At 51.9% G+C, this 20111-nt stretch carries 18 protein-coding genes; 2 read left to right on the top strand and 16 right to left on the bottom strand.

Features of this window, described 5'->3' with window-relative positions:
- Window positions 1–174: 174 nt before the first annotated feature.
- Window positions 175–567: a PilZ domain-containing protein gene (locus tag AC4IFB_RS20610; protein ID WP_490778124.1), complete on the top strand. Its 393-nt coding sequence runs from the start codon at window positions 175–177 to the stop codon at window positions 565–567.
- Here AC4IFB_RS20610 and AC4IFB_RS20605 read toward each other — a convergent pair.
- The 4 genes from AC4IFB_RS20605 to AC4IFB_RS20590 form a co-directional block, all read right to left on the bottom strand.
- Window positions 549–1499: a Nudix family hydrolase gene (locus tag AC4IFB_RS20605; protein ID WP_490781183.1), complete on the bottom strand. Its 951-nt coding sequence runs from the start codon at window positions 1497–1499 to the stop codon at window positions 549–551. The genes AC4IFB_RS20610 and AC4IFB_RS20605 overlap by 19 nt on opposite strands.
- A gap of 294 nt (window positions 1500–1793) precedes the next feature.
- On the bottom strand, window positions 1794–2996 hold the full coding sequence (argJ, locus tag AC4IFB_RS20600; RefSeq protein ID WP_490781182.1) for a bifunctional glutamate N-acetyltransferase/amino-acid acetyltransferase ArgJ: 1203 nt from the start codon (window positions 2994–2996) through the stop codon (window positions 1794–1796).
- Between the two features lies 1 nt (window position 2997).
- Window positions 2998–5811 carry a preprotein translocase subunit SecA gene (secA, locus tag AC4IFB_RS20595; RefSeq protein WP_490781181.1) on the bottom strand — a complete coding sequence of 938 codons (2814 nt, stop codon included), beginning with the start codon at window positions 5809–5811 and terminating at the stop codon, window positions 2998–3000.
- Between the two features lie 220 nt (window positions 5812–6031).
- Window positions 6032–6964 (bottom strand): M23 family metallopeptidase, encoded by a 933-nt coding sequence (locus tag AC4IFB_RS20590; protein WP_490781180.1) that lies wholly within the window; start codon window positions 6962–6964, stop codon window positions 6032–6034.
- 122 nt (window positions 6965–7086) lie between these two features.
- On the opposite strand from AC4IFB_RS20590, the gene AC4IFB_RS20585 reads away from it, so the two are divergent.
- The gene (locus tag AC4IFB_RS20585) at window positions 7087–7512 is read left to right on the top strand and encodes a DciA family protein (protein WP_490778129.1); all 426 of its coding nucleotides are present in this window, start codon (window positions 7087–7089) and stop codon (window positions 7510–7512) included.
- 68 nt (window positions 7513–7580) lie between these two features.
- On the opposite strand, the gene lpxC is transcribed toward AC4IFB_RS20585, so the two are convergent.
- The 12 genes from lpxC to mraY form a co-directional block, all read right to left on the bottom strand.
- Window positions 7581–8498 carry a UDP-3-O-acyl-N-acetylglucosamine deacetylase gene (gene lpxC, locus AC4IFB_RS20580; RefSeq protein ID WP_490778130.1) on the bottom strand — a complete coding sequence of 306 codons (918 nt, stop codon included), beginning with the start codon at window positions 8496–8498 and terminating at the stop codon, window positions 7581–7583.
- Window positions 8499–8654: 156 nt separating this feature from the next.
- Window positions 8655–9839 carry a cell division protein FtsZ gene (ftsZ, locus tag AC4IFB_RS20575; RefSeq protein ID WP_490778131.1) on the bottom strand — a complete coding sequence of 395 codons (1185 nt, stop codon included), beginning with the start codon at window positions 9837–9839 and terminating at the stop codon, window positions 8655–8657.
- 47 nt (window positions 9840–9886) lie between these two features.
- A complete protein-coding gene (gene ftsA, locus AC4IFB_RS20570; protein WP_490778132.1) occupies window positions 9887–11122 on the bottom strand; it encodes a cell division protein FtsA in 1236 nt (411 codons plus the stop codon).
- A 5-nt stretch (window positions 11123–11127) separates the two neighbouring features.
- Window positions 11128–11976 carry a cell division protein FtsQ/DivIB gene (locus tag AC4IFB_RS20565; protein WP_490781179.1) on the bottom strand — a complete coding sequence of 283 codons (849 nt, stop codon included), beginning with the start codon at window positions 11974–11976 and terminating at the stop codon, window positions 11128–11130.
- 2 nt (window positions 11977–11978) lie between these two features.
- Window positions 11979–12905 (bottom strand): D-alanine--D-alanine ligase, encoded by a 927-nt coding sequence (locus AC4IFB_RS20560; RefSeq protein ID WP_490781178.1) that lies wholly within the window; start codon window positions 12903–12905, stop codon window positions 11979–11981.
- Window positions 12906–13802 carry a UDP-N-acetylmuramate dehydrogenase gene (gene murB, locus AC4IFB_RS20555; RefSeq protein WP_490778156.1) on the bottom strand — a complete coding sequence of 299 codons (897 nt, stop codon included), beginning with the start codon at window positions 13800–13802 and terminating at the stop codon, window positions 12906–12908.
- Complete coding sequence (locus AC4IFB_RS20550; RefSeq protein ID WP_490778135.1) at window positions 13802–13987, bottom strand: hypothetical protein; 186 nt, start codon at window positions 13985–13987, stop codon at window positions 13802–13804. Before AC4IFB_RS20550 ends, murB begins: the two co-directional genes overlap by 1 nt.
- Entirely contained in the window at window positions 13987–15423 is a 1437-nt protein-coding gene (gene murC, locus AC4IFB_RS20545; protein WP_490778136.1) for a UDP-N-acetylmuramate--L-alanine ligase, read from the bottom strand. Before murC ends, AC4IFB_RS20550 begins: the two co-directional genes overlap by 1 nt.
- Complete coding sequence (gene murG, locus AC4IFB_RS20540; RefSeq protein WP_490781177.1) at window positions 15420–16499, bottom strand: undecaprenyldiphospho-muramoylpentapeptide beta-N-acetylglucosaminyltransferase; 1080 nt, start codon at window positions 16497–16499, stop codon at window positions 15420–15422. Before murG ends, murC begins: the two co-directional genes overlap by 4 nt.
- Window positions 16484–17677, bottom strand: a complete 1194-nt coding sequence (gene ftsW / locus AC4IFB_RS20535; protein WP_490778138.1) for a putative lipid II flippase FtsW — start codon at window positions 17675–17677, stop codon at window positions 16484–16486. Before ftsW ends, murG begins: the two co-directional genes overlap by 16 nt.
- A complete protein-coding gene (gene murD / locus AC4IFB_RS20530; protein ID WP_490781176.1) occupies window positions 17674–19029 on the bottom strand; it encodes a UDP-N-acetylmuramoyl-L-alanine--D-glutamate ligase in 1356 nt (451 codons plus the stop codon). Before murD ends, ftsW begins: the two co-directional genes overlap by 4 nt.
- On the bottom strand, window positions 19029–20111 hold the full coding sequence (gene mraY, locus AC4IFB_RS20525; protein ID WP_490778140.1) for a phospho-N-acetylmuramoyl-pentapeptide-transferase: 1083 nt from the start codon (window positions 20109–20111) through the stop codon (window positions 19029–19031). Before mraY ends, murD begins: the two co-directional genes overlap by 1 nt.

Below are 20111 nucleotides of genomic sequence, written 5' to 3'. Positions count from 1 at the left end.
CTCACCGGGTTAATAGTAGGATATTCCGATTGTTTGATGAAGATCAATTATCCTTGATTGCAGAATCTCTATCAGCCACTATCATACAGTGAGAGTCGATCCAATCTGGTTGTCCTGTTCAATCAATTTCCGTCGACGATCCAGCCAAACCATATCACTGATCAGGTTTAAAAGATGTATATAAAAACGCCCACAGAGCACATCCATGCGAACGAGCTGAAGCCCGAAGACCGACGCACAGTTAAACGTCGCCACCTGATCTACTACCTGAGAGTTTGGAATTCAGAAAACAATACACCTTTGGGCCAAGTGGTTGATATCAACGCCCAAGGCATGATGTTGATTGGTGAAAAACCGATACCGACTGGCGAAAAACTTAGCCTCAAGATCAACCTCCCAGAGAGCGAAGATGAACTTAAATTTTTGAATTTCAAAGCAATATGCCGTTGGAGCTCAAAAGATATAAACACAGCATTTTATGACTCCGGACTCGAATTTATTGATCATTCAGAGGAGAAGATCGAGGCCTTAAAGCGTTTGATTGAAGACTATGGATTTAACGACTGAGACCAAAAAGTAGTGATACCGGCAATACCCTGAGCACCATTTGATAGCGCTTGAGGCAGGTCATCTGCTCTCATACCACCCAAAGCATAAACCGGCAGGTTAACCTGATCCACCCAGGCAGAAAAACTTGACCAGCCAAGGCTTGGAGCTGCCGGGTGTGAAGCGGTGACCTGAACAGGTGAAAGCAGTACATAGTCGAGCCCAAGGCTTTCTGCCTTTTTCAACTCATCCATCTGATGACAGGATGCACCAATCACCCCAGATCCTGATGGTCGCCGGGAAAGTGACATTAAATTCCTAGAGGTTAGATGGATACCATCCGCTTCCCCATGCCAATCCAAAACCCTTTCAGCGCGATTCAGTAGTAGCTTAACCTCTCTCGACCGACACATAGCAAGCGCTTCACTCATCAATTGCCGATAAGCCGCATCCGATAATTGATGGGCGCGCAGTTGTACAAGCTGAATACCTTGTGTTATCGCATCAGACAGACTTTGCAGAAAAGCCGTGGAATCACTTGGATCTGATCCAGTAATCAGATAGCGTTTTGGCAGTTGCAGTGCGGTGATGACTGGACGGTCTGCGGCAGGGAACTCTTCAGGCACCATCTCGTCAGGTAGCAGCCAACGCAGAGGCTGACCTTCCAACCCTGCTGCCTCACCCCGATAGGTCGCGACACGAAAAAAATCGAGTACTACCTCCCGCTCATCATAAGCATGTCTTATTCTGATCAGCGGCTCATATTCAGTGGGAATAATTCCGAGCTCTTCTTTGAGTTCTCTGGAAAGTGCAGCTTCAGCGCTCTCCCCTGGCTCTAATTTTCCGCCGGGAAACTCCCATAAACCACCCTGATGCGTATGCTCAGCCCGCTTACTGACCAATACCCTGCCACAGGTATCGAAAATTGCAGCAGCAGCGACTTGAATGACCATCGATGTTAACTCAGAGTGGAACCAGGTTGATAATTGTTAACGAAGCACAATACAGGCTAACGGAGATTTCCTGCTTCGGTATGCGTGCCATGCTGGTTACTTCCAAAAAACCTGTCAAGTCCTAATAAGAAAAAACTACGATGGTAATTTGGCGCTCCACATAAAACTTCTCATATTCTTGGAATATGGTGGAATATTTTTACGAGTGTCCCACATCTTTGCTTTATAAGGTAGCCTGGATGAGCTTTAAAAATGGGGCTTTTGGACCAGCTGAGGGTTACCGAACTTTCCACACTAGGTACGATATTCTGCATTAATTTTCACATAATCGTAGGATAGGTCGCAGGTCAGTACCTTTGTTGAGGCATCACCCCGAGCCAGCTCGACACGAATGGTAATGTTAGAACGCTGCATCACAGCTTGACCCGCCTCTTCCGTATAATCGGATGCCCGTCCACCCTGACGAACGATACAGAGATCATCCAGCCAGATCCTCACGTCATCAATCACCAGATTCTCGACACCGGCACGGCCTACCGCCGCCAGAATTCTTCCCCAATTCGGATCAGAGGCGAACAGCGCAGTCTTTACCAGAGGAGAGTGGGCTATGGTATAGGCCACATCCTCGGCCTCTTTCACGCTGCTTGCGCCAACAACCTCCACTTCAACAAGTTTGGTAGCACCCTCACCATCAGCAACGATCTCCCTGGCGAGTTCCATGCAGATTTCAAGCACCATCTGCGCCAGTTGTTGATAGACAGGTGACTGCTCATCTGTCACTGGAGGCAAAGAACTTGCGCCACTGGCAATCAGCACACAGGCATCATTGGTTGAAGTATCGCCATCGACAGTAATGCTGTTGAATGAGGGGGCTACTGCAAGATTGAGACAGTTTTGCAACAGATCCGGGGAGACCTTCAGATCGGTGGCCACATAGGCCAACATGGTGGCCATATCCGGACGAATCATGCCAGACCCTTTAGCCATACCGGTTACCTGGACCTTGACACCATCCACGTCAAAACTACGGCAGGCCAGCTTTGGCCGGGTATCCGTAGTCATAATGGTTCGAGATGCCGACTCCCAACCCTCTTTGGTCAATCCCTCTAGAGCATTTGGAAAAGCTTGCAGCATCCGCTCAACAGGTAGAAGTTCGCCAATTACTCCGGTTGAAAATGGCACTACTTGGTAAGTTTCACAACCAGCTAGATCAGCCAGCTCCTGGCAGCAGCGTACAGCGTCATCAACGCCCTGTTGGCCAGTTCCTGCATTGGCGTTTCCAGAGTTGATCAATAGCAGCCTGGGGGCGCCCCGCTGTAGATGATCCTTTGCCAGCTGCACAGGTGCAGCACAAAATGCATTACGCGTGAATACTGCCGCACACTCCGCGCCATCTACCAACTCGATGACTAACAGGTCATTTCGGCCTTGATAGCGAATTTCTGCAGCAGTTACTCCAAGCCTTACACCTGGAACTGAAAACCCTGAATCAACCATCTCAACTCAATCTGCCATGACACTGCTTATATTTTTTGCCTGAACCGCAGGGACAGGGCTCATTACGGCCAATCTTACGCCCATCACGAACAAAGGGCTGCTGAGATGGGTCGTGCTCCTGCTCCGCCTCTCCAGACTCAGATCCACCAGAGAGCCCTTCAAAAGTCTCATGTTTGAACTCAAACTCATCCGCTCTGGATTGCTGCTCCTGCAAGGCCAACTCTTCAGGCATCTGTACCTGAACCTTGGAGAGCAAGGTTGTCACCTCCAGCTTGATGCTATCCAGCATGCTGGAAAACATGGCAAAGGCTTCACGTTTGTACTCTTGTTTAGGATTTTTCTGAGCATAGCCCCGCAGGTGAATGCCCTGACGCAGATAGTCCATCGCCGCAAGATGCTCTTTCCAGTGGCCGTCCACGGTTTGCAGCATCATCGCCTTTTCAAACTGGCGCATATTTTCTTCGCCAACCAGTGCCTGCTTCTCCTCATACCCTGAGATCAGAGTCTGCATGATCTTCTGCTTGAGGGTCTCTTCATGCAGATCACTATCTTCATCAAGCCAACTCTGTATCGGCCATTCGCCACTGAATGCCTCAGCCAGAGCCTCACTCAACCCAGGTACATCCCACTGCTCTTCAATACTGTCACGGGGAATATGGGCATGGAACACTTGATCCAGCACATCTTCACGCAGAGCTGTAACGGAATCGGAGATATCCGAGGTATCCATCAACTCATTGCGCTGCTCATAGACCACTTTGCGCTGGTCATTGGCGACATCGTCATACTCAAGCAACTGCTTTCGAATATCGAAGTTGCGTCCTTCCACTTTGCGTTGAGCATTCTCAATTGCTCGGGAGACCCACGGGTGTTCGATCGCCTCGCCTTTTTCCATCCCCAGCTTCTGCATCAGACCACCCACTTTATCGGATGCAAAGATCCGCATCAGGTTATCCTGCAAAGAGAGATAGAAGCGGCTTGATCCGGGATCTCCCTGACGTCCGGAACGGCCACGAAGCTGGTTATCGATACGTCGGGACTCATGACGCTCAGTACCAATAACGTGCAGCCCACCCGATTCCAACACTTGTTTGTGAATCTTACCCCACGACTCGGTATGCGCTTTCACTGCATCACTGCCTGGCTCTTCACCCAAGTCTTCGAGTTCGGTCTCCAGGTTACCGCCGAGCACGATATCGGTACCACGGCCCGCCATGTTGGTGGCGATGGTCACAGCACCTGGACGCCCGGCCTGGGCGACAATTGCAGCTTCCTGCTCATGATGTTTGGCGTTCAGTACCTTATGCGGTACTTTCGCTTTCTCAAGCAGCTCTGAAACCAGCTCAGAAGACTCAATCGATGCCGTACCAACCAGAACCGGCTGCCCCCGCTTCACACAATCCTGAACATCCTCCAGAATCGCCTGATACTTCTCCTCGGGGGTGAGATAGACCAGGTCGCCCATATCCTTACGGATCATCGGTTGGTTGGTTGGAATAACCACCACTTCCAGACCGTAGATCTGCTGAAATTCAAAGGCTTCAGTATCTGCAGTACCGGTCATGCCGGAGAGTTTTTTATAGAGACGGAAGTAGTTCTGAAAAGTAATCGATGCCAGGGTCTGATTTTCATTCTGAATCTCAACCCCTTCCTTTGCCTCAACAGCCTGATGCTGACCATCCGACCAACGGCGACCGGGCATGGTACGGCCGGTAAACTCGTCGACGATGATTATCTGACCATCTTTGACGATATAGTCCACATTGCGCTGAAACAAGGCGTGTGCGCGCAGCGCCGCGTTGGCGTGGTGCATGAGAATGATGTTGCCACTATCGTAGAGACTCGCGCCCTCTTCCAGAAGACCCGCTTCGGTGAGCATCTCTTCTACATGCTGGTGGCCCTCTTCACTGAAATAGACCTGACGGGCCTTCTCATCCACTGAAAAATCACCAGGGCCAAAATCGGGTTTACCCTCTTCATTGGTGATCGGGTCCTGACGAGTCAGGCGAGGAATTATATGGTTGACTGCCTTGTAGAGCTCTGAGGAATCATCTGTAGGCCCAGAGATAATCAGTGGCGTACGCGCCTCATCGATGAGTATCGAATCAACCTCGTCGACAATCGCGAAAAAAGGTGGGCGCTGCACCCGCTGATCGGCACTGAAGGCCATATTATCTCGTAGATAATCAAAGCCATACTCATTATTCGTACCGTAGGTGATATCTGCTCCGTATGCCTCACGGCGGGTCGCTGGACGCAGATGCAGGTAACCACCATTTGAACCATCGTATTCAGGGTCGTAGATAAAGGATGAGCTATCCGGCCCCATGCCACCGGACGAGTTGATTACCCCAGTGCTCAATCCCAAATGGTGGTAGATTCTGCCCATCCAGGCTGCGTCTCTACGCGCCAGGTAGTCGTTCACCGTCACCACATGGACACCCTTGCCGGGCAAGGCATTAAGGTAAGCTGCCAGGGTTGCCACCAGGGTTTTACCCTCACCGGTACGCATCTCTGCGATCTTGCCCTGATGCAGCACCATGCCACCGATCATCTGTACATCGAAGTGACGCATCTGCATCACTCGCCGCCCAACTTCTCGGACGACGGCAAACGCCTCCTGCATCAGGCTGTCCAGTGAATCCCCCGCTTCCAGCCTGGCACGGAAATCCGATGTTTTCTGTTGCAGCGCCTCTTCCGAGAGCTTTTCAATTTCGGACTCCAGAGAATTGATCTGGGAGACCGTTTTAGTCATTCGTTTTACCAGTCGATCATTACGACTGCCGAAGATCTTTGTAAAGATTTTACTAACCATTAATCGGGGCTTCCGTCAGAATGCGAAATGTTTGCGATCATACAGCATGCAGTGGTGATGAAGAAGGACACGCTTTGTATTATTAGATCCATAAGTGGGGGTCAACGGCTGGCAATTCAACCGCTGGTCTGGGTTAACCTGTCAAAGAGTGCCAAATGAGTGGCCTATTACAGCCATCACAGCTTCAGGGAGTCGTAAAACCAGAGAGAAACCCTGAGAATCAACTTTTATTTCGTTTCGATAGAATATATTTTGTGGGATCGACAATTTTGCCGTTACGCACCACTTCAAAATGGACATGAGGCCCTGTTGAACGACCGGTGGAGCCCATTCTGGCAATCACCTGCCCCTGCTTGACCCGATCACCAATCTCTACCACCACCTCAGAATTGTGTCCATACCTGGTGATATAACCCTTACCGTGATTGACTTCGACCAATTTGCCGTAGCCATAGCGATCATCGGCCCAGGTGACAACACCCGCAGCCACAGCGACCACATCTGATCCATCCTTGCCAGCGAAGTCCATGCCTTTGTGCATTGCCCGCTTACCGGTAAAAGGATCATTACGCATGCCAAAGTAGGATGAGATCCAGCCTTTTTTCACTGGACGACCTGCAGGATGAAGCGAATCCTCAAGATTCGAATTCATAATCAGATCCTCGACCAGATTAAGCTGTTGATATCGATGGTCGATCATCTCTTCCAGCTGTGCCATCTCCAGCAAAAGATCCGGGAGTGCCGAAGCCTGACTGAGTGAGGATTTTGCGTCAGGTCCACCAAGTGCGGGCGCAATTTCAAAACTGAACTCACCCTTATCCAACCCACCAATAGTCACTAAACGTTCGCCGAGCGCATCTAGACGCAGCAACTGGGATTGAATCTGGCCAACCCGGATCGCCAATGCATCTATCCCACTCTGGGTATCCCGTTTAGCATCCTCCAGAAGCAGACGCTCCCGGTCGAAACTGTTCTTCAGACTGGTAACAAGCTGATGTTCAGGGAATTCAGTATCACTGACCCCCATTTGATAACCAGCCCACAACATTGCCATGCCAAACAGGAGAGCAAGTCCCAGAAAAACAGCAGGCAGGAGCCACCTGGAGGCCACCCCATAATCTTGTCCAGCACCACGTAAATATATGATTTTCATTACTAAATAATCATCAAAGTCAGACTGTTCTACTACACTTCTTCGGTCAAAAACCTTCGAACTTTACCACTTTCCAAAGAAAATGTGATGTTTTTTCTTTAAATCTGCTCTAAGCTCGCGCTATGAAATCGCTGAGAAACATCGTTGATCGCAGCTCGACCCCTGCGAAGTTAGGTCGGAAACTGGCTGATTACGACGCACTCTGCAAGCGAGTCAGGTCGAACCTGCCTGCACCTTTGGATCAACAGTTAAAGGCTACCGTGCTACAGGCAGGCACCCTCAGTCTATTCGTATCTTCCCCTGTCTGGGCGAGCCGGTTACGCTATGCCACACCACAACTGATTGCTCAGCTGAAAAGAGAGGGCTTGACGATTGAAAGGGTACGCACACGCATACTACCCAACCAATCTGCCGCTCCGTCGAGGCCAAAACAGAGGATGCGCTGCTTGAGTAGTGAAAACAGTGAAATGCTGCGCCATACAGCGGCTTCGATCAGTGACCCCAAATTGAGCGAGGCTCTGCTGAAGCTGAGCAGACATGGGGAGTAGCGTGACGGGAGGTTGATGCTATCAAGCCACCCAGGTTAAACACCGGAGAGGCTTGATAGCCTGGTTATTTAAGTCGCGGTCAAATGTGCAGGCTGCATGTAAGAGATCGGTGCATTTTCAGGCTCATCAAAGGTGATCTCCTCCCAGGCATCTTCCTGCAGAATCAACTCACGCAGCAGGCGGTTGTTCAAGGCATGTCCGGATTTGTGCCCGCTAAAGGCGCCAACCAGGCTGTGTCCCAGCAGATAGAGGTCACCAATTGCATCCAGGATCTTATGCTTTACGAATTCATCTTCGTAACGCAGACCATCTGTGTTCATTACCCGGTAGTCATCAACCACTACCGCATTGTCCAGGCTGCCGCCCAAGGCCAACTCCTTCTGCCGCAACATCTCGATATCACGTAAAAAGCCGAAGGTTCTCGCCCGACTGACCTCTCTGACAAAAGAGGTAGATGAGAAATCAATCGTGGCAAATTGAGAACGTTCCTTGAATGCAGGATGGTCAAAGTCGATGGAAAAAGAGACTTTGAAGCCATCAAAAGGTTCGAAACAGGCGCGCTTGTCGCCTTCCTGCACTTCCACTTTACGTTTAATACGGATGAACCGCTTGGCCTTGTTTTGCTCTTCGACGCCCGCAGACTGCAGCAGAAAAACAAAAGGTCCGGCACTTCCGTCCATGATCGGCACTTCTGCAGCGCTGACATCCACATAGGCATTATCGATACCCAGTCCAGCCAAGGCTGAGAGCAGATGTTCTACAGTGGAGACTCTCACCCCATTCTGAACCAGGGTACTGGAGAGACGCGTATCTCCGACATTTTCAGCACATGCACGAATCTCAACCGGCGGATCGAGATCTACCCTCCTGAAAATAATCCCTGTATCAGGAGCAGCAGGTCGCAGGGTAAGGTATACCTTCTCCCCGGTATGCAGCCCTACACCTGTAGCGCGTATCACATTCTTCAACGTACGTTGCCAAATCATCGACTCGCAGCTCCCATTAACGAAACCGGGTATTTGCCCCAGAAAAAAGCGCGAATGCTACCACAGGTGGGAGAACTGTAAAAACAGTTATATTCCCAACCTATTGAAACACGCGACCAAAACCTGTCATCTCACTGTAACCAGGAAGATTCTACACTAATCTGCCTGGCGACGTAAAAAGGCAGGAATATCCAGGTAGTCCAGGTTGCCATCTGCAGTTGCCACCGCAGCACTGCGACCGCTGTTGCCATTTCGCAACACTGTGGGTCGATCAAGCTCCCGATAGTCATCCGGAACCTGCTGTGGATCTTCGCTATCGATTAATTTGACTGGTGCCAGATCCTCTACCTTTGCAGGTTTTGGTAACTCCGTTGTGGCTCGTTCACCCATGCCCAGCCCGGTTGCCACAACGGTCACGCGCATATCATTCTGCATATCCGGATCGATTACCGTTCCGACCACCACAGTGGCATCGTCATCTGCAAATTCACGTACAGTTGTGCCGACTTCATCAAATTCGCCAATTGCCAGATTGAGTCCTGCAGTGATGTTGACCAGTATGCCTTTCGCACCGGCCAGATTGACATCTTCCAGCAGCGGACTTCGGATGGCTCGTTCTGCGGCTTCCCGTGCCCGATTGTCACCATTGGCTTCACCGGAGCCCATCATGGCAGCCCCCATTTCGGACATAACCGTTTTCACGTCGGCAAAATCCACATTGATCAGGCCAGGGCGGGTAATCAGCTCCGCGATACCCTGAACAGCGTGCAGGAGCACATCGTTGGCAGATTTGAAGGCATTCAGCAGACTCATCTCCTTGCCCAGAACCGCTAGAAGCTTCTCGTTGGGAATGGTGATCAGAGAGTCGACATGTTTTCCCAGGTCTTCCATACCCTGTTCTGCAATCCTCATCCGTTTCCCCCCTTCAAAGCCGAAGGGCTTGGTCACCACGGCCACTGTCAGGATGCCCAGATCCTTTGCCACCTGAGCTACCACAGGTGCAGCACCAGTACCTGTTCCACCCCCCATGCCGGCAGTGATAAAGACCATATCGGCACCATCAAGTGCCTCCTCGATCCGGTCTCTATCCTCCAGAGCAGCCTGTCGTCCAATCTCCGGGTTAGCTCCAGCACCCAATCCCTTGGTGATATCTGAACCCAACTGCAGCAAGGTACGTACTTCACTATTGCGAAGTGCCTGGGCATCTGTGTTAGCACAGATGAAATCGACACCCTCAATCTCTCCCGTTAGCATATGGTTTATAGCGTTTCCGCCACCGCCGCCAACACCAATTACTTTAATCACAGCATTTTGACTGTGTGTATCCATCAATTCGAACATGGTCTACCTCCGCGTCTGTCGCGCCTAACAGATGTCAATAAAAAATCTTAAAAATTGCCTTGAAACCAATGTTTCATTCTTTCCCAAATTGCTTTCAGGCTTCCCTCATTTGCCAACTCCCGTCCCCCTTGGGCCCGGTTTCGTTGACCGAACAATAACAATCCCACACCAGTCGAATAGATAGGATTCCGCACTACATCAGCCAATCCACTGACATATTGCGGCACACCCAATCGCACCGGCATGTGAAAGACCTCTTCCGCAAGATCAATCACCCCCTCCATTTTTGAACTGCCGCCAGTCAGCACTACACCGCCAGCAATAACATCTTCAAAGCCACTACGTCGCAGTTCGGCCTGGATCAGGGTCATCAATTCTTCGTATCTTGGTTCAACCACCTCCGCCAGAGTCTGACGGGATAACCTGCGCGGTGGTCTCTCTCCAATACTGGGCACCTCGATGGTCTCATCGCTGGTTGCCAGCTGGGTTAAAGCGCAGGCGTATTTAATCTTGATATCTTCTGCATGCTGTGTCGGTGTACGCAGGGCCACAGCAATGTCATTTGTCACTTGGTCTCCCGCGATGGGGATCACTGCGGTGTGACGTATGGAGCCGCCAGTGAAAACAGCAATATCGGTTGTTCCACCACCAATATCGACCAGGCAGACACCCAGCTCTTTCTCATCATCACTCAGTACCGAGTAGCTGGAGGCCAGCTGCTCTAAAATCAGATCATCAACTTCAAGTCCACATCGCCGTACACATTTAACGATATTCTGTGCCGCACTCACTGCACCGGTAACCATATGAACCCTGGCCTCCAGGCGTACCCCGGACATACCGACAGGATCCCGGATACCCTCTTGCTCATCGATGATGAACTCCTGGGGAAGGATGTGCAGAATCTTTTGGTCCGCCGGGATCGCAACTGCGCGAGCTGCGTCAATCACCCGCTCCACATCGCTCTGACTCACCTCTTTGTCTTTGATGGCGACAATCCCGTGAGAATTGAGACTGCGGATATGACTACCGGCAATGCCTGCATAGACCGAGTGAATCTCACAACCCGCCATCAACTCTGCCTCTTCTACGGCACGCTGAATTGATTGCACTGTGGATTCGATATTCACCACCACACCTTTTTTCAAGCCACGGGAGGGGTGGGAGCCGATTCCAATGATTTCGATTCCATTGTCCGCTTTAATCTCGCCAACAATTGCCACCACCTTTGAGGTGCCGATGTCGAGCCCGATAATCAGGTTTTTCTCACTTCGTTTTGTCATTACATCTACCCGTGACTTTCGCCCGTTGTCCTCAATTTGTAGTGGGAATCTGTACTGCTCGATATCGCACCATTCCCAATAGATCCCATGCTCTGCGCGGTCTGCTCTTCATCTGGCACCCAATGCACAGAAAAGCCGTTCGTATACCTCAAATCGACTTCACCTGGCTGACGACCCCGCTGGGCTATAAGATCCGGATAGAGACGCACAAAACGCGTCAGTCTCGGTATTACATCCCGCCGCCCCAATTGCAGAGTTACTTCATTGTCTGTTTTGATACGCCATGCCTGTCGTGCATCCACCCAGACATGGGTCAATTTCAATCCGATGGTTTCAAGCAGGGTGTGCATGCGTTGAAACTCCCGGGTTATGGTTTTGGCATGCTGGGCTTCACCCACCAGCTTCACCAAACCTTTCAATTCAGGCAGTAGTTCTGGTGTGAAGACCACTCCCAACTGGCTGACCATCGCCTCTTTTCCCCAATAGGCCAGTGGCGTATGCTCGGTGACCTGAACTCTCAGGGTATCGGGCCAGACCCGACGTACACTGGCACGTTTGACCCAAGGCATACGTTCGATATGTTCCTGCATGCGTTTTAAATCGACACTGAAAAAACTGCCATTCACTGCCTGCGCCACGACCTGCTCCAAACGCTCTCTTTTGATAAAGCGCATCTCTCCGTCTACACCCACTGTCCGCACAGGCATCACGCCAGGATCATTGAGTTGTTTGCCTCCCCACACAAGTAGCGAGAACACGATCAAAGTCATCAATGCAGGTTTCAGCCAAACCATGCTCTTCTCAGTGAGAGTGACCGTTTTTTGCTCTTTTGCTCTATGGCGCTTTGTATTCATCTCTATCGCTTCGCCTCAAGCGTGGTTTCAAGAATATGCAGCACCAACTCATTGAATGAGTATCCAGCTACTTTTGCAGACATCGGCACCAGACTATGGTCGGTCATACCGGGTATGGTGTTGACTTCAATCAGCCAGGGTTGCTGATCTTGATCAAGCATCAGATCCACCCTGCCCCAACCGCTGGCATCCACAGCATCAAAGGCCTGTCTGCAAAGTGCCTGAAGCTTTTTCTCCTCTGCTTCAGGCAGACCACAAGGACAGTGATAACTGGTGGTATCCGCAGCATATTTGGCTTGATAGTCATAAAACTGATGTGGCGTTTCCAAACGGATCAAAGGCAACATCTCATCTTTCAAAACCGCGGCAGTATATTCAGCACCTTCCACCCAGCGCTCAGCCAGCACCCGTGTGTCGTACTCCCGTGCTCTCTCCCAGGCCTGCTGAAGTTGATTCCGGTCTTCCACCTTGCTCATACCAATACTCGAGCCCTCAGCGCTGGGCTTTACCATCAACGGGTATCCCAGTGCATCGGCTCGTTCCAGGTCTTCACTCTGTTGCATCAACACTGCATCCGGGGTTGGCAGGGCCATACCCCGCCATAGTGCTTTGGTGCGATGTTTCTCCATTGCAAGGGCTGACCCAAGCACCCCTGTTCCTGTATAGGGCAGTCCAAGGATCTCCAGAGCACCTTGCATCAAACCATCCTCTCCACCCCGTCCGTGAAGCATGATGAAGACCCGCTCATATCCCTCATTTTCGAGTCTCTTAAGAATGTCTTTGTCTACATCAATGCCGTGGGCATCCACTCCACTGGATTGCAAGGCTGACAAAACGGCATTACCACTTTTCAGGGAGATCTCCCGCTCAGCGGAACCTCCTCCCATAAGCACTGCCACTTTGCCGAACTTTTCAATCATGCTGACCATCTATTCTGGCACCCCAATCCTGTGGACTTCAGTCACCAAATCAACACCAGCATGGACTGCGACTTCGCGCTGAACCAGTGCTATCAAGTTCTCAATATCGGCGGCTGTAGCCTGGCCGGTATTGATAATAAAGTTGGCGTGTTTCTCTGAAACCTGGGCACCCCCAAGTGTTCTCCCTTTCAGACCTGCTGTTTCGATCAGACGTGCTGCATGATCGCCAGGCGGATTACGAAAAACCGAACCGCAGCTGGGCAGGCTTGTTGGCTGAGTTGCAGAGCGTCGCTCCAGCAGGCCTTTGATCTTCTGCTGGGCAGCCTCCACATTCCCCTCTTGCAGAGAGAGTTCTGCGGCAAGAAACCATTCACCAGCTGGCCCCTTGACCTGGCGATAGCCAACCTCGAAGTCAGAGATTTGCCGTTGATGCACTTCACCGAAACGATCCACTGTCTCGACTTTAAACACACGCTGCCATGTCTCACCCCCAAAAGCGCCGGCATTCATTGCCAGCGCACCACCCAGGGTTCCGGGTATACCCGCTAGAAATTCGACACCACAGCGACCCGCTCGCGCTGCCATCCGGGCGATCTTCGCGCAGGAAACACCGGCCTCGCTATAGATCCGCTTATCATCCAACAGTTCGCACACCCCCAACGATCCCTGAGTGGCGATTACAGTGCCATTAAAGCCACCATCCCTGACCAGTAAATTGCTGCCCAATCCCAACCAGAAGAGCGGCTCATCACGATCCAGCTGACTCAGAAAAGAGATCAGGTCTTCTCTATCCGCTGGCCGGTAGAAGCGTTTTGCGGGACCACCAACACGCCAAGTGGTATGCCGCGAAAGGGGTTCATCCTTTCGCAGTTCACCACGCAGCTGTTGTGGCTCCATAATTGGCATCATCCCCAGAACCTCATGGGCTTTTGATCCACTCTGTTCAGTTTCTGCTTCTGGCTGCCGTTTCGTTGCTCTTGCAGACTTTCCTGGCTGCCGGTTTTGTTCATAATCAGCAGATCAAGCAGGTTGCACTGCAAAGACTCACCGCACCCATGGTGCAATCGTTTCATGTCAAAGATCTGTGCCATCAGTTGGCCTCCTCACAAAGTTGCGTGGGCAATTCGGCTGCTACTGCACCGATACTGCCTGCCCCTATGGTCAGAACGATATCCCCATCCTTGATTAATCCCTGCAACAGTTCCGGCAACTCTGTCACCGGTTCCATAAAGATTGGATCAACCTGGCCTCGCACTCTCACTGCACGACTCAAGTCACGCCCGGTTGCACCTTGAATGGGCTCTTCACCCGCCGCATATACCTCGGTCAAAACCAGAAGATCAGCTTTCGAAAGAACCTGCACAAAATCCTCGAACTGCTCCTGAGTTCTGGTGTAACGATGGGGTTGAAAAACTAACACCAGACGCCTCTCAGGCCAGCCTTCACGCACTGCTTCCAGGGTTGCCTGAATCTCTCTGGGATGGTGCGCGTAATCGTCCACAAGCATTACATTCTTGCCATTCACCCGGCAGTCGCCGCGTGTCTGAAAACGACGGCCAATACCTGCGAATTTATCCAGGGCAACCTGAATATCCTCTCCCTCAATGTTGAGTTCCAGCGCCACACTGGCTGCTGCCAGGGCATTCAAAACATTATGTCGACCGGGAAGATTGAGGGTCATCTCTAAAGGCTTTTCTAAACCATTTGCGTGCAGATTAAAGTGGGTTTTCAGACCTTCACTGCGAACATCGCTTGCCATTACATCAGCATCATCACTGAAGCCGTAGGTGGTGATTGGACGGGTCACCTCGGGCAACAACTCTCTGACCACAGGATCATCAACACACATCACCGCCTGGCCATAGAAAGGCAGGTGGTGAAGAAACTCCAGGAAAGTACCCCGCAGGCGGTTGAAATCGCCACCATAGGTCGACATATGGTCGGCATCGATATTTGTCACCACCGCCAGCATCGGTTGCAGATAGAGAAAAGAGGCATCACTCTCATCAGCTTCTGCCACCAGGTATTCACCCTCACCCAGCCGGGCATTGGCTCCGGCACTGTTGAGTCGCCCACCGATAACAAAGGTTGGATCGAGACCGGCTTGTGCCAATACACTGGTCACCAGACTGGTGGTGGTTGTCTTTCCATGAGTACCCGCCACAGCGATACCAAATTGAAAGCGCATGATCTCTGCAAGCATCTCAGCTCTTGGAACCACAGGAATTCGACCTTTCCTGGCCTCCACCACCTCGGGGTTATCCTCTTTCACTGCGCTGGAAGTCACGACAGCATCAACGCCTTGAATATTCGCTGCCTGATGCCCCAGATAGACATGAGCCCCGAGGGATGAGAGCCGACGGGTTACACCACTCTCTTTCTGGTCTGAACCTGATACCTGATACCCCAGGTTGATCATCACCTCAGCAATACCGCTCATTCCTGCGCCACCGATACCCACAAAGTGGATATGGCGCATGCGCCCCATGCTGTTCGGGTTGTGGCGACGTCGCAGCTGTTCACTCATGACTCAATGGTCTCCAGGCAAAAACGTCCCAGATTGGCAGCAGCATCCGGACGGGATTGTTGTCGCGCAGCCTGAGCCATCTGTAGCAGTGTGTTTCGGTCAGCGCCCAGATCAGCAATCTGTGCAGCAAGATCACGTGGATTCAGACTCGGTTGCGGCAGCAGTTGCGCCGCCCCAGCCTGAACCAGAAACTGTGCATTGTGGGTCTGGTGGTCATCCACTGCATGAGGGTAAGGCACAAGAATCGCCCCCAATCCGGCTGTCGCCAACTCGGTAACCGTCAGCGCCCCTGCTCGACATAGCACTAGATCAGCCCAGGCGTAAGCCTCGGCCATATCCTTTTCGAAGGCCTTGATCTCCGCTTCGACACCCTGGTCTCGATAGCATTCGATCGTCTCCTGCAACAGCTTCTCACCAGCCTGATGACGAACCACTGGACGACTCTCTTGTGGCATCAGCGCCAAAGCCTTGGGGAGTGTTTGATTCAGTGCGCGGGCACCCAGTGAGCCGCCCAGCACAAACAGCCTGATCGGGCCACTTCGCCCTTTGAAACGAACTTCTGGCGGCTCAAGATCAACAATCTCCTGACGTACGGGATTCCCCACAGTCTCAGCCTGGGCCTCAGCGCCAAAGCTGCCAGGAAAGGCCTCGAAAACCTTGTTGGCAAAGCGGGCCAGAATACGATTCGTCAATCCCGGAATAGCATTCTGTTCCTGAATCACCAAAGGAATCTTCATCACCCGTGCTGCAACACCCCCTGGACCGGTGACAAATCCCCCCATCCCCAACACCAGCTGCGGCTCAACCTGTCGCAACAGGCGATAAGCCTGGATGAACGACCGACCAACCACCCATGGCGCCATGAGCCGACGTTTGAAGCCACTACCACGAATACCTTTCACTTCCAGAGTCTGGAGGGGATAGCCATATTCAGGAATCAGCCTGTTCTCCATGCCGCCACTGCTTCCCAGCCAGGTAATCCTGCAACCGTGATCCTGCAACCATTTGGCAACAGCCAATGCCGGAAAAAGATGCCCTCCGGTACCACCTGCCATGACCATCACATGAGGCTCCATGATCGCCTCCCATTGGTGTTGCGTCCCACTGTGCGTCGGGACTCATAATCGATGCGTAACAATAGAGCGATCATCAAGCAGACAACAATAATGCTGTTACCGCCATAACTCATGAACGGGAGCGTCAAGCCCTTGGTTGGCAACATGCCGACATTCACGCCGATATTGATGAATGCCTGCATACCCAGCCACAAACCCAGGCCATAGGCTGTATAGGTTGAAAATCTTTGACCTGCAGCTTCCGCTCTGACACCAATCTGAAAGGCTCTCCAGGTAATGAAAGCGAACAGAGCAATAATCCCCAATGTGCCGAGCAGGCCGAACTCCTCACCCACCACTGCCATGATAAAGTCGGTATGAGCCTCTGGCAGGTAGAACTGTTTTTGGATACCGTTGCCAAGACCCACGCCGGACAACTCCCCTCGACCAAAGGCAATCAACGCCTGGGAGAGTTGAAAGTCGGTATTGAAAGGATCATCCCAGGGATTCAGGAAGGTGGTCATTCGCTGCCAGCGATAGGGTGAAAAAAAGATCAGTGCAAACCCGGATGCCAATGAGAACAGGATCAGAGTAACAAACTGATAGAGCACCACTCCGCCCAGAAAAAGCATACCCAGCGCTGTCGCGAACAGCACCACTGTGGTACCGAAATCAGGCTGCAGAAGAATCATCGCGCTGGTTACAATCAACAGCAGCATAGGCTTGGCAAAACCCCAGAAGGAACGAGCCACCTCATCCTGCCGACGCACAAGATAACCTGCGATATAGAGCACCATAAAGAGCTTCATAAATTCGGAGCTTTGTAGATTGAAGACACCCAAAGGCACCCACCGGGTGGCGCCATTGACTGTCTTACCCACCCCGGGGATAAGCACAATGATGAGTAGAATAATTCCGAGAAAAACCAACATCGGACCCGCTTTTCGCCACTGCTCCATGGGAACCCCAAAAAACAGTCCCGCACCGATCAGACCAAGCAGCATCGCAAACAGGTGACGGTAGACATAAAAGAACGGGGAGCCAGCCAGACGCTCTCCCACCGTCATCGAAGACGAGGCTACCATCACCAAACCAAATCCCAACAATAGTGCGGAGGCACCAAGCAGCCACCAGTCGAGGCTTGGTTCCGGGGATCTGCTGGCACGGGCATCCTGGGCCTGGGGACGCTTATCTGTCATTGGACAAACGCCTCCACCGCTTCTATGAACGCCTCACCCCGAGCTTCAAAACCGGTGAACATATCGAAACTGGCACAAGCCGGAGAGAGCAGCACCCGGTCACCAGGAAGAGCCAGTTTAGAGGCCTCAGCCACAGCCTCCGACATACTGCCTGCATTCACCAACTCAACCTGCCCTTGCAACACAGCCGCAAGCTCAGGCGCATCCCGGCCAATCAGCACTACACCCCTCGCAGTCTGCTTCACAACCGGAATCAGATCTGCAAACTCGGCGCCTTTGCAGTCACCGCCGGCAATCAACACAGTGCGACTATCTCCCTGCTCAGGATGAAGCCCGAGCAGAGCTGAGATGGTCGCACCTACATTCGTGCCTTTAGAGTCGTTGAACCAACGAAGTCCCTGTTTATCTGCAACCCACTGGGTCCGATGGGGTAAGCCTTTAAAAATACGCAGTGCTGCCAGCATATCGTTTTGTGGAAATCCTGCAGCACTGCCCAGGGCCAAAGCCGCGAGGGCATTGGCAGTGTTATGACGACCAGGAATCCGTAACTCACTGACAGGCATCAACGGACTATGTCCTTCACACAACCAGTTCACACCATCCAACTCATGCAGACCAAAGTCACTACCAGTCGGTGTGTTCAGCGTAAAACCGAGCAGCAAACTGTACTCTTCGGCCATGGCCATAACTCTTGGATCATCTCGATTGACGACCCGTATCTCGGCCTGTTGGTAGATCTTTGCTTTGGTTTCAGCGTAGTCATCCAGATCCCGATAGCGATCCATATGATCAGCTGAAACATTCAACACAACCGCAGCTCTGGGTTTCAGAGAAAAGGTACTCTCCAGTTGAAAACTTGAGAGTTCAAGAATGTAGAGCGCCACATCATCATCCAGCAGATCTAGCACTGGCTCTCCCAGATTACCGCCCACGGCAACTTTGATACCGGCAGTGCGGGCCATTTCACCTAGCAGGGAGGTGACTGTACTCTTACCATTTGAACCCGTGATCGCCACAACTGGTGCCTTCACAGCCCGGGCAAATAACTCCACATCACCGATCACTTCCACACCACGCTGCTTGGCAGCCTGAATAAGTGGATGATCCAGTGCCAACCCCGGACTCACTACCAGACGACTTGCAGCCTCAAAAACTTCTGCCTGGAAGCCGCCAAGAAACAGGGCCATGTCGGGTAGCTCCTGACGCAATGCCTCCAAACCGGGAGGCGACTCACGACTATCTGTCATCGCCAGTGAGACCCCCTGCGCAGCAAGATAGCGGGCACAGGAGAGCCCGGTCTTGCCCAGACCGACAATCAAAGTCTTTCCCTGCACTGTCGTTTGCTCTGACATCAACGTATCTTCAGACTCGCTAATCCGACCAACACCAGAATCACAGTGATGATCCAGAAACGAACAATGACCCGAGGTTCGGGCCAACCCTTAAGTTCAAAATGGTGATGCAGTGGCGCCATACGAAAAATCCGCTTACCGGTTAATCGAAAAGAGGCCACCTGTAACATCACAGAAACTGTCTCAATAACGAATACTCCACCCATGATGAACAGCACGATCTCTTGCCGTACTGCAACGGCCACCACACCCAATGCCGCACCCAGCGCCAATGCACCCACATCACCCATAAACACCTGAGCGGGATAGGTGTTGAACCAGAGAAAGCCCAAGCCTGCCCCGACCAACGCAGCACAAAACACCATCAGTTCACCAACACCCGGCAGGTGAGGAATCTTCAGATAGGTGGCAAAATCTGCATGGCCGGTGACATAAGCGATCACCCCTAGCGCACCACCCACCATCACAGTTGGAAGAATCGCCAGACCATCAAGTCCATCAGTCAGATTGACTGCATTTGATGAACCGACAATGACCAGATAACTGAAGAGAATGAACAACGGCCCCATGTCCAGGGAGACATCTTTCACATAGGGGATCAGCAGCGCTGTCTCTGTTGGTGAAGTCGCTGTGGTGAAGAAGACAATTGAAGCCCCCAGACCAGCCACCGACTGCCAGAAATATTTCCATCGGGCAGCCAACCCTTTCGGGTCGTTTAAAACCAATTTTTTATAGTCATCCACCAGACCGATCAGACCAAAGATCAGGGTCACTATCAGCACAATCCAGACATAACGGTTATCCAGGTCTGCCCAAAGCAGAGTCGCAATTGCGATCGCCACAAGGATCAGTGCGCCCCCCATGGTCGGTGTGCCTGCTTTGGAGAAATGGGTTTCGGGGCCATCATTCCTGACCGTCTGCCCAATCTGATGAAAACTCAATCTGCGAATCATTACCGGTCCCAGAGCCAGTGAGATCAGCAGTGCTGTCAGTACACCGAGAATGGTTCTCAGAGTGAGATACTGGAAGACACGAAAACCACCATCGAACTGAACCAGCCACTCGGTCAGATATAACAACAC

This window comes from Candidatus Thiodiazotropha sp. AKIB8, assembly GCF_058244675.1.
This window is presented reverse-complemented; position numbering and strand designations above follow the sequence as displayed.